This window comes from Streptomyces sp. NPDC093598 (assembly GCF_044764825.1).
GTDB lineage: Bacteria > Actinomycetota > Actinomycetes > Streptomycetales > Streptomycetaceae > Streptomyces.
The window spans coordinates 108,963-123,942 of the sequence record NZ_JBIWIV010000015.1 but is presented as its reverse complement, the minus strand read 5'-3'; the positions used below and the strand labels follow the sequence as shown (position 1 = coordinate 123,942).

Annotated in this window: 16 protein-coding genes; 8 read left to right on the top strand and 8 right to left on the bottom strand. The window is 73.9% G+C overall.

From position 1 onward, the window contains the following. Positions 1–3 precede the first annotated feature (3 nt). The gene (locus ACIRDU_RS31585) at positions 4–2,367 is read right to left on the bottom strand and encodes a hypothetical protein (RefSeq protein WP_403585829.1); all 2,364 of its coding nucleotides are present in this window, start codon (positions 2,365–2,367) and stop codon (positions 4–6) included. Positions 2,368–2,655: 288 nt separating this feature from the next. On the opposite strand from ACIRDU_RS31585, the gene ACIRDU_RS31580 reads away from it, so the two are divergent. Together ACIRDU_RS31580 and ACIRDU_RS31575 are read left to right on the top strand one after the other, a co-directional pair. Further along, positions 2,656–3,486, top strand: coding sequence for a DeoR/GlpR family DNA-binding transcription regulator (locus ACIRDU_RS31580; protein ID WP_403585827.1), 831 nt, complete (start codon positions 2,656–2,658; stop codon positions 3,484–3,486). A gap of 63 nt (positions 3,487–3,549) precedes the next feature. Next, positions 3,550–4,017 carry an SRPBCC family protein gene (locus ACIRDU_RS31575; protein WP_403585824.1) on the top strand — a complete coding sequence of 156 codons (468 nt, stop codon included), beginning with the start codon at positions 3,550–3,552 and terminating at the stop codon, positions 4,015–4,017. A gap of 10 nt (positions 4,018–4,027) precedes the next feature. Here ACIRDU_RS31575 and ACIRDU_RS31570 read toward each other — a convergent pair whose 3' ends face one another. After that, on the bottom strand, positions 4,028–5,152 hold the full coding sequence (locus ACIRDU_RS31570; RefSeq protein ID WP_403585822.1) for a PLP-dependent cysteine synthase family protein: 1,125 nt from the start codon (positions 5,150–5,152) through the stop codon (positions 4,028–4,030). Between the two features lie 506 nt (positions 5,153–5,658). On the opposite strand from ACIRDU_RS31570, the gene ACIRDU_RS31565 reads away from it, so the two are divergent. Next, positions 5,659–5,982, top strand: coding sequence for a hypothetical protein (locus ACIRDU_RS31565; RefSeq protein ID WP_097214997.1), 324 nt, complete (start codon positions 5,659–5,661; stop codon positions 5,980–5,982). A gap of 183 nt (positions 5,983–6,165) precedes the next feature. Next, complete coding sequence (locus tag ACIRDU_RS31560; RefSeq protein ID WP_403585820.1) at positions 6,166–6,708, top strand: ATP-binding protein; 543 nt, start codon at positions 6,166–6,168, stop codon at positions 6,706–6,708. A 206-nt stretch (positions 6,709–6,914) separates the two neighbouring features. On the opposite strand, the gene ACIRDU_RS31555 is transcribed toward ACIRDU_RS31560, so the two are convergent. Further along, the gene (locus tag ACIRDU_RS31555) at positions 6,915–7,199 is read right to left on the bottom strand and encodes an SHOCT domain-containing protein (RefSeq protein WP_403585817.1); all 285 of its coding nucleotides are present in this window, start codon (positions 7,197–7,199) and stop codon (positions 6,915–6,917) included. 163 nt (positions 7,200–7,362) lie between these two features. Here ACIRDU_RS31555 and ACIRDU_RS31550 point away from each other — a divergent pair, with 163 nt between their 5' ends. Genes ACIRDU_RS31550 through ACIRDU_RS31540 form a run of 3 tightly spaced genes read left to right on the top strand, consistent with a single transcriptional unit; the run spans position 7,363 to position 9,435 of the window. Then, positions 7,363–7,941 carry a TetR/AcrR family transcriptional regulator gene (locus ACIRDU_RS31550; protein ID WP_403585816.1) on the top strand — a complete coding sequence of 193 codons (579 nt, stop codon included), beginning with the start codon at positions 7,363–7,365 and terminating at the stop codon, positions 7,939–7,941. A 10-nt stretch (positions 7,942–7,951) separates the two neighbouring features. After that, positions 7,952–8,530 (top strand): DUF4865 family protein, encoded by a 579-nt coding sequence (locus ACIRDU_RS31545; protein WP_403585814.1) that lies wholly within the window; start codon positions 7,952–7,954, stop codon positions 8,528–8,530. After that, complete coding sequence (locus tag ACIRDU_RS31540; RefSeq protein ID WP_403585812.1) at positions 8,527–9,435, top strand: phosphotriesterase; 909 nt, start codon at positions 8,527–8,529, stop codon at positions 9,433–9,435. Before ACIRDU_RS31545 ends, ACIRDU_RS31540 begins: the two co-directional genes overlap by 4 nt. An 18-nt stretch (positions 9,436–9,453) precedes the next feature. Here the strand turns inward: ACIRDU_RS31540 and ACIRDU_RS31535 are convergent, their stop codons facing one another. The 4 genes from ACIRDU_RS31535 to ACIRDU_RS31520 form a co-directional block, all read right to left on the bottom strand. After that, complete coding sequence (locus ACIRDU_RS31535) at positions 9,454–9,876, bottom strand: PPOX class F420-dependent oxidoreductase (RefSeq protein WP_403585809.1); 423 nt, start codon at positions 9,874–9,876, stop codon at positions 9,454–9,456. 11 nt (positions 9,877–9,887) lie between these two features. Beyond that, positions 9,888–10,778: an NAD(P)-dependent oxidoreductase gene (locus ACIRDU_RS31530; protein ID WP_403585807.1), complete on the bottom strand. Its 891-nt coding sequence runs from the start codon at positions 10,776–10,778 to the stop codon at positions 9,888–9,890. A gap of 142 nt (positions 10,779–10,920) precedes the next feature. Beyond that, the gene (locus ACIRDU_RS31525; protein ID WP_403585805.1) at positions 10,921–12,168 is read right to left on the bottom strand and encodes an ROK family protein; all 1,248 of its coding nucleotides are present in this window, start codon (positions 12,166–12,168) and stop codon (positions 10,921–10,923) included. After that, a complete protein-coding gene (locus ACIRDU_RS31520; RefSeq protein WP_403585803.1) occupies positions 12,165–12,899 on the bottom strand; it encodes an alpha-ketoglutarate-dependent dioxygenase AlkB family protein in 735 nt (244 codons plus the stop codon). Before ACIRDU_RS31520 ends, ACIRDU_RS31525 begins: the two co-directional genes overlap by 4 nt. A 68-nt stretch (positions 12,900–12,967) precedes the next feature. On the opposite strand from ACIRDU_RS31520, the gene ACIRDU_RS31515 reads away from it, so the two are divergent. Then, positions 12,968–14,098 (top strand): methyltransferase, encoded by a 1,131-nt coding sequence (locus ACIRDU_RS31515; RefSeq protein ID WP_403585801.1) that lies wholly within the window; start codon positions 12,968–12,970, stop codon positions 14,096–14,098. Here ACIRDU_RS31515 and ACIRDU_RS31510 read toward each other — a convergent pair. Continuing rightward, positions 14,088–14,948, bottom strand: a complete 861-nt coding sequence (locus tag ACIRDU_RS31510) for a ketose-bisphosphate aldolase (protein WP_403585799.1) — start codon at positions 14,946–14,948, stop codon at positions 14,088–14,090. The genes ACIRDU_RS31515 and ACIRDU_RS31510 overlap by 11 nt on opposite strands. Between the last annotated feature and the right edge of the window lie 32 nt (positions 14,949–14,980).

Here is a 14,980-nt window from a genome sequence, read left to right as displayed (position 1 = left end):
CCCTCAAGCGGCGGGCGGCTCGGGCAGGTGACGCGGCGAAGGCACCTCCCGGACCGCCGGGTCCTCCGGTCGAAGCCGGGCCAGCAGCTTGCGGCGTTCCTCGGCGAAGGCCGGGTCGGCCTGGTAGTCGGAGTGGCCGAGGATGGGCGCGGGCAGCGGCAGGAGATCGGTGCGGCCGTAGGCGAGGGGGTCCATCAGGGGGGCGTGGTCGACCTGCGCGCCGCGTTCGCCGGTCAGGCGCACCGGGCCGCCGATGGGGTCGGTGCGCCGGTACAGGTTCCGCCAGCAGTCGACGTCCCGGTGCAGGGAACTGAGCGCCGCGGGCCCGAAGTGTGCCGGGAACCAGCGGCCGTAGAGGCGCTCCAGTGGGGAGCCGTACGTCAGCAGCGCGACCCGTTTGCGGGCGGACGGGGCGAGTTGCCAGGCCGCGGCGGCGGCGAGGACGCTGCCCTGCGAGTGCCCGGAGATGACCAGCCGTCCGCCGGTGACGCGGGTCCAGGTCGCCATCCGCCAGGTCAGGTCGGGCACCGCGCGCTCGGCGTAGCAGGGCGGGGCGAAGGGGTGGGAGGCGCGTGGCCAGAAGGTGCCGACGTCCCACAGGATGCCGATGGTGCGGCGGGCCGCGGCGTCCTTGTAGGCGCGCCGGCCCCAGGTGACGAACAGTATGAAACCGAGGCCGATCAGCCAGGAGCCGAGGGCCTGGGCGGTCTCGGCGGCGCCGTGGACGACGGGGTAGGTGCCCTGCGCGGCCTGACCCGGGGTCTCGTCGGTGGCCAGGGCGCCCACGAGGGCTCCGGCGCCGAGCAGCAACGTGACGCCGGAGGTGACGGCGACGACGCGGGGCCCCCGGTCGGTGAGCGCGGCCATCGCCCGGGTGTAGGCGATACGGCGGGTGCGGGCGGGGTCGAGCTCCTCGTCCGGGTAGTCGAGTGCCACCGCGACGCGCTCCGCGCGGGCGAGCTGCCAGGCGCGGTGGGCCAGCCAGCCGATGAGCCCCAGCAGCACGACCAGCAGTGGCGGGATCACGGACGCCTGCCAGGTCAGCAGGACCGGCGGGCCCTCGATGGACGCCCCGGTGCCGTCCAGCCAGTCGGACACGCGCTGGGACACGCCGCCGGACATCACCCCGCCCAGTGCGCAGGCCAGCATCGCCACGGCCGGTCCGCCCAGGCCGCGCAGCACCGCCCGCCGGTCGGGGTCGGTGCGGTGCAGGACGTGGGCGACGACGCCGAGGACGATCACGAGCAGGCCCTGGACCATGGCGATCCCGCCGAAGGTCGTATCACCCGGCAGTCGCCCTTCCGACGTCCACCCCGGGCGCTCCCACCCGGCGTACAGCAGGGCGAGGGCGAGCAGGACGAGCGCGGCGAGCGGCAGGCGCCGTACGAAACGCTCGTCGAGTTCGCGGTCCAGCCGTCGCTCGCTGCGGCCCCGGCGGCACACCACCCACACCACGGCGACCGCGCAGGCGGCCAGGGCCGCCTCCAGGATCAGGCCCAACGTGTCGAGGACGGCGGGGCCGCCGGGCCGGCGGTCGTGACGGGCGGCGGCGCTGCCGACGGCGGCGGCGACCGTGATCAGGCCGGCGGCGGTGTGCGCGGCGCGCAGCCGGGCCACCAGCCGGCGTCCGTACCAGAACCCGGGCCGGCCGAGGGCGGTCGGGCCGCCGTCCCCTTCGGGCTCGGGGGCACGTTCGATGGGCTGCTGGGACTCGTAGTCGCTCCACGTACGCCGGGACAGGTACCACAGCAGGACGGTCAGGGCGGTGGGCACGGCCGCAGCGAGGGCGAGCCTTCGCCCCGGGGCACTCCACCAGCCGCCGTCCGAGACGGTGGGTGAGAGGAAGCCCAGCCAGGAGTGGCGGTCGGCGCAGGCCGCGGTGCCCGCGCACTGCCAGGCCGCCAGGTCGAGGGCGACCTCGCAGGCCGCCGCGACGAGCAGCACCGTCAGTGTGAGCGCCGTGAGCCGCACCAGGAGGCCGTACAGGCGCACGGTGCGGCGGCGGCCGTGGGCGGTGGGGCGCATCCAGTGGGCGAGGTTGACGACCATGAACGGCAGCAGCAACAGCCACAGGGCGCGGGTGCCGTTGCCGGAGGTGAGGTTGCACCAGACGTAGGCCTCGGGCACCGGTCCGTCGCGGCGGCGGTCGTCGGGGCTGTGCTCGGCATCGACGTCGTCGGCGCGCCGGAAGACGGCCGCGGTGCCGTCGCCGGTGATCCGCACCGTGCGCGGATCGTTGAGCATCTCCTGCGGCGTGGTGCCGCCCACGCCGTGGACCAGGAGTTCCAGTGCGGTCCCGGACTCGCCGGGCCGCGTGGCCAGGCCGTCCGGTCCGCCGGTCGACGCGTGTTCCTGCGCACGTTCCACTGATTCGCACTTCCCCCGTGACACGCCGTCGGCTCTGCCCGTGCGGGCACAAGGATCTCCACTTCCGCGGCGCCGTACACCTCCTGTCACGGAATCTCCCCGATCCGTGATGAACCGCGGCGACGGATGGACCACCGGTGACGTGTGCGCGACGCGCAGTCGGTGGCGCTCTACACGCCGCGACATGCGAGGATGGGACGTCCTCGTACCGGAGCCAGGAAGAATGTCCTGGTCGGAGCCGGTGCAGGGCCTGTCGGACGGCATTGAGGCGAAAGGACCGGAGCGTACGTGAGCGAGAATCAGAACCTCCTCGCGGAGCAGCGGCGATCCCTGATCCTCGACGAGGTCCGCCGCCGGGGCGGGGTCCGGGTCAACGAGCTGACCCGCAAGCTCGGCGTGTCGGACATGACGGTCCGCCGCGACCTCGACGCGCTCGCCCGTCAGGGCGTGCTGGAGAAGGTGCACGGCGGCGCGGTCCCGGTGGTCGAGGCGAGTACGCACGAACCGGGCTTCGAGGCCAAGTCCGGCCTGGAGCTGACCGCCAAGGAGGACATCGCACGCGCCGCGGCCAAGCTGGTCGCGCCGGGCGCGGCGATCGCCCTGTCGGGCGGTACGACGACCTTCGCGCTGGCGCACCAGCTGCTGGACGTCCCGGACCTCACGGTGGTCACCAACTCGGTGCGGGTCGCCGACGTGTTCCACGCGGCGCAGCGCACCTCGGGCCCGCGGCAGGGCGCGGCCACGGTCGTCCTGACGGGCGGGGTGCGCACGCCCTCCGACTCGCTGGTGGGGCCGGTGGCCGACCAGGCGATCGCGGCGCTCCACTTCGACCTGCTGTTCCTCGGTGTGCACGGCATATCGGTCGAGGCCGGCCTGTCGACGCCGAACCTCGCGGAGGCCGAGACGAACCGGCGGCTCGTCCAGTCGGCCCGCCGGGTGGTCGTGGTCGCGGACCACACCAAGTGGGGCAAGGTGGGGCTGAGTTCGTTCGCCTCGCTGGAGCGGATCGACACGCTCGTGACGGACGCCGGCCTGCCCGACGAGGCGCGCGGGGTGGTCGCGGAACATCTGCGGCGGCTGGTGGTGGCCGGGGAGCCCGAGGACGACGCAGACATCTGACGGGGCGCCGGTCACGGTGACGCTTCTCGGTATCGCCCGCTCACGCCCAGGAGGGCTCCGTCCATGACTCGCCGACTGCGCCCGGTAGGGCTCGATTTCGTCGGGATCGCGCCCGTTCGGCATGTCTTCGCCCGGGAGATCTCCGCTCCGGCGGAGAAGGTCTACCACGCGCTCGAAAGCGTGCCCGGCTGGGCCGAGTGGTTCCCGCAGGTGGCGGCCGCCCGCCCGGTCGACGCCGGTGCGGGGCGCGACATCACGCTCACCGGCGGCATCCGGTTCCGCGAGTCGATCATCGCGGCGGAGGCGCCCGAGGTGTACGCCTATCGCGTCGACGTCACCAACGTGCCGGGCGTGCGGGCGATAGCCGAGGAGTGGCGGCTGGCGCCGGCCGGCCGCGGCACCCGGGTGCGGTGGACCTTCGCCACCGACGGGACGGCCGTGTACCGGCTGGCCATGAAGGCGGTGCGCGGGGGCCAGGCACGGGCGTTCCGGGACGCCATGGCGGCACTGGACCGGCGGCTGAACGCCTGAGGGCCCGGGCTCAGTCGGGCCAGACGCCCGTCTTCAGCAGCGAGTCGATCGCGGCCGTGTACGGCTCGATGTCCAGCCCCTGGGCGGCCAGCCAGGCGTCGGAGTAGTACTTGTCGAGATACCGCTCCCCCGGGTCGCACAGCAGGGTCACGACGCTGCCCTGCCGTCCCTCGGACACCATCTCCGCCACGATCTTCAGCGCGCTCCACAGCCCCGTGCCGGTCGAGCCGCCCGCCTTGCGGCCGATGGCACGCTCCAGGGCGCGGACGGCGGCGACGCTGGCCGCGTCGGGCACCTTCATCATCCGGTCGATCGCGCCAGGCACGAAGCTCGGTTCCATCCGGGGCCGGCCGATGCCCTCGATACGGGAGCCGCAGTCGCAGGTGACGTCCGGATCGCCGGTGGTCCAGCCCTCGAAGAAGCACGAGTTCTCGGGGTCGGCCACGCAGACGCGGGTGTCGTACTGCATGTAGTGGACGTAGCGCGCGAGGGTCGCGGAGGTGCCGCCGGTGCCCGCCGTGGCGACGATCCACGCCGGCTCGGGGAACCGTTCCAGGCGCAGCTGGCGGAAGATGGACTCGGCGATGTTGTTGTTCCCGCGCCAGTCCGTGGCCCGTTCGGCGTAGGTGAACTGGTCCATGTAGTGGCCGCCGGTCTCGGCCGCGAGACGGGCGGACTCCTCGTACATCGTGCGGGGGTCGTCCACGAAGTGACATCGGCCGGAGTGGAACTCGATGAGGCGGATCTTCTCGGCGCTCGTCGTGCGGGGCATGACGGCGATGAAGGGCACGCCGATCAGCTTCGCGAAGTAGGCCTCGGAGACCGCTGTCGATCCGCTGGAGGCCTCGATGACGGGCCGGTCCGGCCGGATCCAGCCATTGCAGAGGCCGTAGAGGAAGAGGGACCGGGCGAGGCGGTGCTTGAGGCTGCCGGTGGGGTGGGTCGACTCGTCCTTCAAGTACAGGTCGATGCCCCACCGCTCCGGCAGGGGGAACTGGAGCAGGTGGGTGTCGGCCGAGCGGTTGGCGTCCGCCTGGACTCTGCGGACGGCTTCTTTCAGCCACGCCCGGTAGGCGGTGTCGCTGTGGTCGACGTCGAGGGTCACGCCGGTCCGGGTCTGCTGGGGAGTGCTCACAGGGGGCTCCTAACGCTGCGCGCCGACGACGCGTCGCGCGGGCCGACACCTCCGATCATAAGCACGTTGCGCACGCTTCTCACCTGCATAAACGCATCTTTGAGCCCCCCAAAGCGCCCCCAGGGGCAGGGCCCGGGGCAAGGGGGCGCGCGGACCCGGGGGCGCACTGGCGAGCGTGCTGCGGGCGCCCCCGGCGAGGGCGTCGCGGGCACTGGTGCTCGACGCAGGGCGGGGGCAGACTGCACGGCGGGACCAAGGCCCCGGCGGGTGACCGCGGGGGTACGACACACCGTCCGGAGCCGCCTTCCGGGCACGGGCACCTCGCCCCCGGGGGCGGCGTACGGCGAGACACACCGCACGCCCGGGCCGAGGCCCGGACCGGGCGGGACACTCCACCGGGAGGGGACCGATCGTCCGGACGGGGCACACTGGATCAGGACACGAGCCCGTACCGGGCCTCGCACACAGCGGGCCGGTACACCGACGCGCACCAGGGGGCGGGTGGCATGGGAGAGCCGGAGTTCAGGGCCACGGGCGTGCGGATCGGCAAGCGGCTGCGTTCGCTCACCCGGGCCGGGCAGGTACGGATCAGCGACGGCCGGCTCGAGCTGCTGACCAGCTACGGCAGTGAGATCGACAGCGCGCCGGTGCAGGCCGTGCGCGCCTCCAAGCCCTGGTTCGGCCCTGATGACCGGGCCACGGCGGATCTCAACGGCAACCGGTACCTGCTCACCCTGGGCGACCACGACCCCGCTCCGGGAGAGCCGGGCCCGCCGGCCGCGCGGCGCTTCATCGAGGCCGTGCGCAGGGCAGCGGGGCGTGGCGACTGAGATGTCCGCGAGTTGCGGTACCTCGCCCCCTGCGCCACTCTTGTCTCACGTCACTCTGGGTTTACCGGCGATAACGCTGCGAACCAGCCCGCCGGCCACGACAGCAGGCGGCAGTGTCACGCAGACGCCCTGCTGGATCCGAACTCCGTGTTCTTCCGGACCTCACGTCGGGGAGTCGCAGCCGTGATCAGCTATCCGAGCAGGCACTGCACGGTGGAGCTCCAAGCCCTGCCGTCGCGGATCGGCCAGGTCCGCAGAATCGTCTCTGCGCAGTTGCGCTACTGGCATCTGGATCCCCTGATCGACCGGGCCTCGCTCGGCGTGACGGAGTTGTTGTCCAACGTCCACCGGCATGCCCAGCCCGACAAGACGTGCACCGTGGAGATGGAGCTGCTGCTCGACCGGCTCACCGTCTCGGTGCGCGACGGCGATCCACGGATGCCCGTGGTCGAGGACCCTCAGGACATCGCGCCGCTGGCGACCCGCGGGCGAGGGCTCGCGATGGTGGCCGCCATGAGCGAGAGCTGGGGCGTCCGGCCGGACGGCGAGTCCGGCAAGGTCGTGTGGTTCACCCTGCCGACGTCCGCCCCCGTGGTGACGGCGCCCCCGCTCAGGTCGCGGCGCACGGTCCAGGAGAAGCCCGCGCGCAGGTTCGCCGAGGTCGGAGCCTCCACCGACGGGCTCCGGCCCGACCATGCTCCCGCCCGGTCCGCCGTTGCCGGTTGACCGGGCGGTGACCAACGTCCCGCCGGGGGCCACGGGGGCGTACGCCGCCGGGTGAGCTCCCGGGGTGTACGCCGCTCACTCCGTGGCGATGGCCCGCAGCACGTCCAGGCGTGCCGCGCGCCGGGCCGGGCACAGCCCGCGAGAGCGGCGGCCGAGAGTCCCCCGGCCACGACGACAGCCAGGCGCGTGAGTCGTGGCGGTCCCCGTCAGGTCGCACCTCCCTTGCGGCCGAACTCCTCGTTCAGCACGGACAGTCGGCGCCAGTACTCGTCCTCGTCGATCTCGCCGGAGGCGAAGCGGTGGCCGAGTACGGCGATGGGCGAGTCGTTCCCGACGGGCGGCTGCCGCCAGGGGCCGCCGCGGCGTCCGCGCCACACGGTGCGGCGCAGCAGCGCGACGCCGCCGCCGATCACCAGCGCCCAGATCACCGGGAAGAGCAGGATCCACGGGCCGGGCCCGCCGCCGTCGCCGAGATTCGCCAGGGTCTGCATGTCGTTCCACTCCTCGATCGCGTGATGTCTTGTGCCGCTTTCGAGAGTCGTCCCGCGAGGGGCCCCGGTCGTCGTACGGCCAGCGGCACTGTGCGTACCTCGCGGGGAGTAGGCGGGCGGGTCCCGGCTGCTCCGTTGACGCTCGACTTCTGTAACTACTGGTATGTACAGTGCAGGCATGAGCACCCCGGAACGGCTGATCGAATCCACCCGCGAGCTGCTGTGGGAGCGCGGCTACACGGGCACCAGTCCCAAGGCGATCCTGGAGCGCGCGGACGCCGGGCAGGGCAGCATGTACCACCACTTCAAGGGCAAGCCCGATCTCGCACTGGCCGCGATCCGGCGGACCGCCGAGGAGATGCGGGCCACCGCGGCGGGAGTACTCGACGGCCCGGGCACGCCCTACGAGCGCATCGAGGCGTATCTGCGGCGCGAGCGGGACGTGCTGCGGGGCTGCCCGGTCGGCCGGCTGACGATGGACCCGGACGTGATCGCGAGCGCCGAGCTGCGCGCGCCGGTCGACGAGACGCTCGACTGGCTCCGCGGGCGGATCGCCGGGATCGTCGAAGAGGGCAAGGAGCAGGGGCAGTTCGCGCCCGGCCTGGACGGCGGGGAGATCGCGGCGGCGGTCGTCGCGACCGTCCAGGGCGGATACGTGCTGGCCCGCGCCTGCGGGTCCCCCGCCGCGTTCGACGCGGGGGTACGGGGACTGCTCTCCCTGCTGGCACCGCGGACCTCGTGAGGAGACTTTCGTGCACGCCATGCAGTACGAGATCACCCTGCCCGCCGACTACGACATGGGCATCATCCGCGACCGTGTCGCCCGCCGGGGCCGTCTGCTCGACGACTGGGACGGGCTCGGCCTCAAGGCCTACCTGATACGCGAGCGCGGCCTGCGCGGATCTCCGGTCAACGCGTACGCCCCCTTCTACCTCTGGAACACCGTCGAGGGCATGAACTCCTTCCTGTGGGGCGGCGGATTCCAGGGCGTGGCCGACGACTTCGGGCGGCCGTCGGCGCGGCAGTGGACGGGCCTCGCGTACGAGGAAGGGGACGGCTCGAGCGCGCGGTTCGCGGTACGGCGACGCCGATCCGTGCCGCACGGCGGGCTGTTGGCCGATGCCGTGGCGGACGCGGTGGACGAGGCCCGGCGGTCGGCGGCGGAGGACGGGGCCCTGCTCGCCGCCGCGGCCGTGGACACGAGCCGCTGGGAACTGGTGCAGTTCTCCCTCTGGGAGCAGGACACGCCCACGACCGACGGCGATGTCTTCGAGGTGCTGCACCTGTCCGCGCCGGGCCGGGACCGGCTGCCGCGAGGACGCCGGTGGTGAGCGCGGTCCGCACGGTGCTGGGGGACGTACCTCCGGGAGAACTGGGCGTGTGCGACGCGCACGACCATCTGTTCTTCGGCAGTCCCCGGCTGCCCGGCCAGGAGCTGCGCAGCGTGGCGGCGGCACGGGCGGAGTTGGTGGCGTTCCGGGAGCAGGGCGGCGGGGCCGTCGTGCAGTGGACGCCGTACGGGCTCGGGCGGCGGATCGCCGATCTGCCGCCGCTGTCCAGGGAGACCGGGGTGCACGTGGTGGCGGCGACCGGTCTGCACCAGGCCGTGCACTACGCCGAGGACACACTCGCCGGGCTGCGCGGCCGGCTCGCCGAGGTCTTCGTCGCCGAACTCACCGCGGGGATCGGGACGTCGGGGGTGCGGGCGGGGCTCGTCAAGGTCGCGGGCGGCTTCCACGCCCTGGACGCGCACGCCCGCTGGACCATGACGGCGGCGGCCGAGGCGCATCACGCCACGGGCGCGACGATCGCGGTGCACCTGGAGATGGGTACCGGCGCGCTGGACGTACTGGACCTGCTGTGCGGGGAGTCGGGGGTGCCGCCGCACCGGGTGGTGCTCGGGCACCTCAACCGCTCCCCCGACCTTGTGGTCCACCGGCAGGCGGCGCAGTCCGGCTGCTATCTCGCCTTCGACGGACCGTCACTCGCCCACCACGCCACGGACTGGCGCATGCCGGACGCCGTACGGGCCCTCGCCGACGCCGGGTTCGGCGACCGGGTGCTGCTGGGCGCCGACACCACCACGGCCGCCGCCCGCTCGGTGGGCGGCGGCCCCGGGATGCCGTATCTGCTGCGCCGGGTGCGTCCCCGGCTCGTCGACGCCGTCGGCGAGGAGCTGGTGGGGCGCATCCTCACGGAGAACCCGGGCCGGGCGTTCGGGGCCCAGTGGCGCTGACCGGCGTCATCGGCGGCCTCAGCCGCCGGCCTGGTCGCTGTCCTTCATCGAGCCCCAGCCGTGCCATCGCTCGACCTCGATCCAGGCGCTGACCCGGGGGCGGACGCGGTCCGGGTAGGGCTTGCCGGTGTAGTGCCGGGCGAGGAGGTCGATGTCGGCCAGGTCCTCGTCGTCGTACATCTCGGTGACGCGGCCGATGAGGGTGACGTGGGTGTACCAGTCGTCGCCGGCGAGGACGGTGAGAGTGACGCGCGGGTCGCGGCGCAGGTGCTTCAGGCGGACCCGGCCCTGGTCGAGGTTGACCAGCACCCGGCCGTCCTGCCACACGTACCAGGTGGCGGTGGAGACCGGTGCGCCGTCGGAGCGCAGTGTGGCCATGACGCACGGGTTGGGCCGGCTCAGCAGGGCGTCGGCCTCGGGCGGCAGCGGCGGCTTGGACATGAGGGAATCTCCTAGGAGTCGGTCTTCTCGTCGAAGCTGGCGAAGTAGGCCGCGACCATGTCCTCGTCGGCGTGGCCCCGGGCGGCGGCGCGCTCCATGCGGGCGGCGGCCGCTTCGGCGACGTCCAGGCGTACGCCGTTGTCCGCGCCGGCCTGGACGATCAGCCGGGCGTCCTTGGCGGCCGTGGTCACCGCGAACTGGGGCGGTGTGAGCTTGCCCTGGAGGACGAGATCGGACTTGGCGCGCAGATAGCCCATGTCGAGCGGCCCCCCGGCGACGAGGTCGAGGAAGCCGTGCGGGTCGACGCCGAGGGCCTTGGACAGGGCGAGGGCCTCACCGGCGGCGGCCGTGACGGCGAGGACCCAGCTGTTGGCGACGAGCTTCAGCCGGGTGGCACCGCCCAGCGCCCCGTCCTCGCCGCTCCACACGGTCCGGGCGCCGACGGCGTCGAAGACAGGCGTCACCCTGTCCCGGCCCTCGGCGGGGCCGGCCGCGAGCACGGTCAGCTTCCCGGCCTCGGCGGGCTGGCGGGTGCCCAGGACGGGGGCGTCGTAGAAGACCAGGCCGTGCTCGCGGGCGAAGGCGGCCAGCTCGGCGACGTCTTCGATGCCCGCGGTGGTGGACTGCACCCAGGCCGTTCCGGGGCGCAGGGCGGGGGCGGCCTCGCGCATCGTCTCCAGCGCGGCGGGACCGTCGTAGAGCATGGTCAGGACGACGTCGGCGTCCCGGACGGCCTGCGCGGGGGTGCCGGCGATCCGTACGGCCTCGGCGGCCAGCGGCTCGGCCTTGGCCCGGGTGCGGTTCCAGGCGTGGACCGTGTGTCCGGCCCGGGCGAGGTTGCGGGCCATCGCGGCGCCCATGATGCCGGTGCCCAGGACGCTCACGGTGAGCTTGTCGGTCATTGCGTCAACTTCCTCGGTGGTGCGGTGCGGGCGGACTGCCTGCGGCCCAGCCTGCCCGCTCAGCGGCGCGCCTTCCCGGAAGCGGCGCGGACAAGCCTGATACCAGTGGGGTCGGTCTCGCCGGACCACGCACGGCCCCCGGTCACCCCCGGGCGGTCAGCGCTCCGAGCGGATCGTCCAGGACCGGCTGCCAGGCCAGTTCCGCCGCGCCGACCAGGCTGTTGTGGTCGAGGGTGCAGGGCAGGATGGGGACACCGCCGCTCTGGCCCCACAGGCTGCGGTCGGCCACGACCGCGCGGAGGCGGCCGGGGTCGGCGTCGAGGAGGGTGCGGTGCAGGCCGCCGAGGATGATGCGGTCCGGGTTGAGGATGTTGACCAGGCCGGCGAGGCCGAGACCGAGGCGGTCGACGAGGGCCTCGGCGGCGGCGCGCACGCCCGGGTCGTCGTAGTGGTGGCGGATCAGGTCGATGGACTGCTGGAGCAGGGACACCTCGGGGCCCGGTTCCCGCCCGGCCTCCGTGAGGAAGGCCAGCGGGTCGGTCTCCACGTCGAGGCAACCGCGGCTTCCGCAGTGACAGGGGCGGCCCTCGGGGTGCACGGTGAGGTGCCCCACCTCCAGCGCGAGGCCCGAACTGCCGCGGTGGAGGCGGCCGTCGAGGACGAGCGCGCCGCCCACGCCACGGTGGCCGGTGGCCACGCACAGCAGGTCGCGGGCGCCGCGGCCGGCGCCGTGCCGGTGCTCGGCGAGGGCGGCGAGGTTGACGTCGTTCGCGGCGAACGCGGGCCCGTCGAGGCCGGCCGCGCGCACCTGCTCGGCGAAGATGTCCCGGACCGGCGCGCCCGCGGGCCAGGCCAGATGGAGGGGGTTCAGCGCCAGCCCCTCGGGTTCGGCGACGGCGGACGGTACGGCGAGGCCCGCGCCCACACACCTCAGTCCGGTCTCGCGCAGCAGCTCGGCGCCTGCCGTGACGACGGAGGCGAGCACCTTGGCCGGGTCGGCGTCGACGACCTCGCAGCCGGGCGCGGTGGCGACGATCCGGCCGCCCAGCCCGACCAGCGCCGCCCGGAACCCGTCGGCGTGCACCTGCGCGGCGAGCGCGACGGGCCCGTCACCGGCGACGGCCAGCCTGTGGGAGGGCCTGCCCTGCGAGCCTGCCGCCGCGCCGGGACGGGCGTCCACCCGGATCAGCCCGAGTGCCTCCAGCTCGGCGGCGACCGCGCCGGCCGTCGCCCGCGTCACCCCGAGCTCGGCGGTGAGCACGGCCCGGGTCGGCGCGCGTCCGGTGTGTACGAGCTCCAGCGCGGGTCCGAGCGCTCCGCGCCCCCGGTCCAGCCGCGTCCTCGAGGTGCCCCCATCCCCCGCCTGCCGGGGGTCCGCCTTCCCGCTCATGAGGGCGAGTCTCCCATGATCCGCCGGGATGGTGGCCGAGCGTGCCCGCCGGGCCCCGCCGAGCCGCCGGGGCTCGTTTCCGCCGGGCGCCGGAGGCCGCTGACCCGGAGCGTGATGTTGAGCCGGCCCGTGAGCCCCAGCCCGGGCGGTGCCGTGCCCGCGAGGATCCGCGGGACCCCGTGGTAGGCCAGGCGGGACGGGCCGCCGAAGACGAACAGGTCGCCGCTGCGCAGCTCGACGTCGGTGTAGGGCCGGGTGCGCGTCCTGGTGTTGCCGAAGCGGAACACGCAGGTGTCGCCGAGGCTCAGCGACACCACCGGCGCGTCCGACTTCTCGTCGCTGTCGCGGTGCATGCCCATGCGGGCGTCGGCGTCGTAGAAGTTGATCAGCGCGATGTCGTAGGCCGGCGCGGGTCCGCCGAGGGTGTCGCGGACCGCCCGGCGGCCCAGTTCGCCGAGCCACTCCGGGAACGGCTTCACCGGTGCGCCGTCCCCGTCGACGACGGTACGGGCGTAGGCGTACGGGTACCAGTGCCAGCCGAGGCAGACCTGCCGGGCGGTCATGGTGCCGCCGCCCGGGGTGCGGACCGTGCGCAGGCCGGCGGGCGGCCGGGCCCACTCGCGGCAGGCGTCGAGCAGCGCCCGCCGGCCTTCCGCGTCCAGCCAGTCGGGCACGTGCACGGCGCCGGGCGCCACCTGCGTACGGGCCCTCGGGAACAGCTCGGCGTCCATGCCTTCCATGGTGCCCGACACGGCCTGAGCTGCGGCTCGGCTAGCCTGGTCGCACGATGAACGACCGTATGACGACGCCGTGGGGCGAGCCGGCGCTGACCCGTTTCCCCGAGGATCCGCGCGACAGGCTGCGCGCCTGGGACGCCTCGGACGAGTATCTGCTCAGGCATCTGGACGCGGAGCGGGTGCCACTGGACGGCACGGTCGTGGTCGTCGGGGACCGCTGGGGCGCGCTGGTCACGGCGCTCGCGGCGCACCGGCCGGTGCAGATCACCGACTCCTACCTCGCACAGGAGGCGACCCGGGCCAACCTCGCGCGGGCCGGGGCCGAACCGGGCGCGGTGCGGCTGCTCACCACGCAGGACCCGCCGCCGGGGCGGATCGATGTGCTGCTCGTGCGGGTGCCGAAGAGCCTGGCGCTGCTGGAGGACCAGTTGCTGCGGCTGGCGCCGGCCGTGCACGCGGGGACGGTCGTCGTCGGTACGGGGATGGTGAAGGAGATCCACACCTCGACGCTCCGGCTGTTCGAGCGGATCCTCGGCCCGACCCGCACCTCGCTCGCCGAGAAGAAGGCCCGGCTGATCTTCTGCACGCCGGATCCGGCGCTGGAGCGGCCCGGCAATCCGTGGCCGTACGTCTACACGCTGCAGGACGACGCCGGCCCGGCCGCGGGAAGCACCGTCGTCAACCACGCGGGGGTCTTCTGCGCCGACCGGCTCGACATCGGGACGCGGTTCCTCCTCCGGCACCTGCCGGACGCCCGGGGCGGCCGGGTGGTGGATCTGGGGTGCGGCAACGGCGTGGTGGGCACGGCGGTGGCGCTGGCCGACCCGGACGCCGAGGTGCTGTTCGTGGACGAGTCGTTCCAGGCCGTGGCCTCGGCGGAGGCGACGTACAAGGCGAACGGCACGCCGGGGCATGCCGAGTTCCGGGTGGGCGACGGGCTGGCGGGCGTGCCGGCCGGCAGTGTCGATCTGGTCCTCAACAACCCGCCGTTCCACTCCCACCAGGCCACGACGGACACCACGGCCCGGAGGATGTTCACCGGGGCCCGGCGCGCGCTGCGGCCGGGCGGGGAGCTGTGGGTGATCGGCAACCGGCACCTGGGCTACCACGTCACGCTGCGGAAGCTGTTCGGCAACTGCCGCCTGGTCGCGAGCGACCCGAAGTTCGTGGTGCTGAAGGCCGTCAAACGGTAGCGGCGCCGAGGGTCCTCAGGGTCCTCGCCACCGCCCGTGTCATCGCCTCCCGTGCGAGGGTCAGGTAGCTGCGCGGGTCGACCGCCTCGGGCCGCTCGGCGAGGAAGTCCCGGATCGCACCGGTCAGCGCGATGTTCAGGGCGGTGCCGATGTTGACCTTGGTGATGCCGCCGGCGACGGCCGCCGTGAGTTCGTCGTCCGGGACGCCGGAGGAGCCGTGCAGGACGAGCGGGACGTCCAGTGCGGCCGACAGGCGTTCGAGCAGGGCGTGGTCGAGGGCTGCGGTACGGGTGGTCATGGCGTGGGAGCTGCCGATGGCGACGGCCAGGGCGTCCACGCCCGCGTCGGCGACGAACGCCCGCGCCTCGTCGGGGTCGGTGCGTGCGCCGGGGGCGTGCGCGTCCAGCGGGGGTCTGCCGTTCTTGCCGCCGATCTGCCCCAGCTCGGCCTCGATCCAAAGCCCTTGGGCGTGCGCCCAGTCGACCGCCGCCCGGGTCGCGGCGAGGTTCTCGGCGTAGGGCAGCCGGGCCGCGTCGTACATCACGGAGCTGAAGCCGGCGTCCGCGGCCCGGTGCAGCAGGGCGTCGCTCTGCACGTGGTCGAGGTGCAACGCGACGGGAACCGCGGCGTGTTCGGCCGCGGCGACGGCCGCGCGGGCGAGCGGGAGGAGCTGTCCCCCACGGAACTTGACCGCGTTCTCGCTGACCTGGAGGACGACGGGGGCGTGCACGGACTCGGCGCCCGCGATGACGGCCTCGACGTGTTCCAGCGTGATGACGTTGAAGGAGGCGACGGCCGAGCCGGCCGTGGCGGCGCGCGTGACGAGGTCACCGGTGGTGGTCAGGGGCACGGAATCTCCTGGGGCCTGTCGTTCGGATGAGG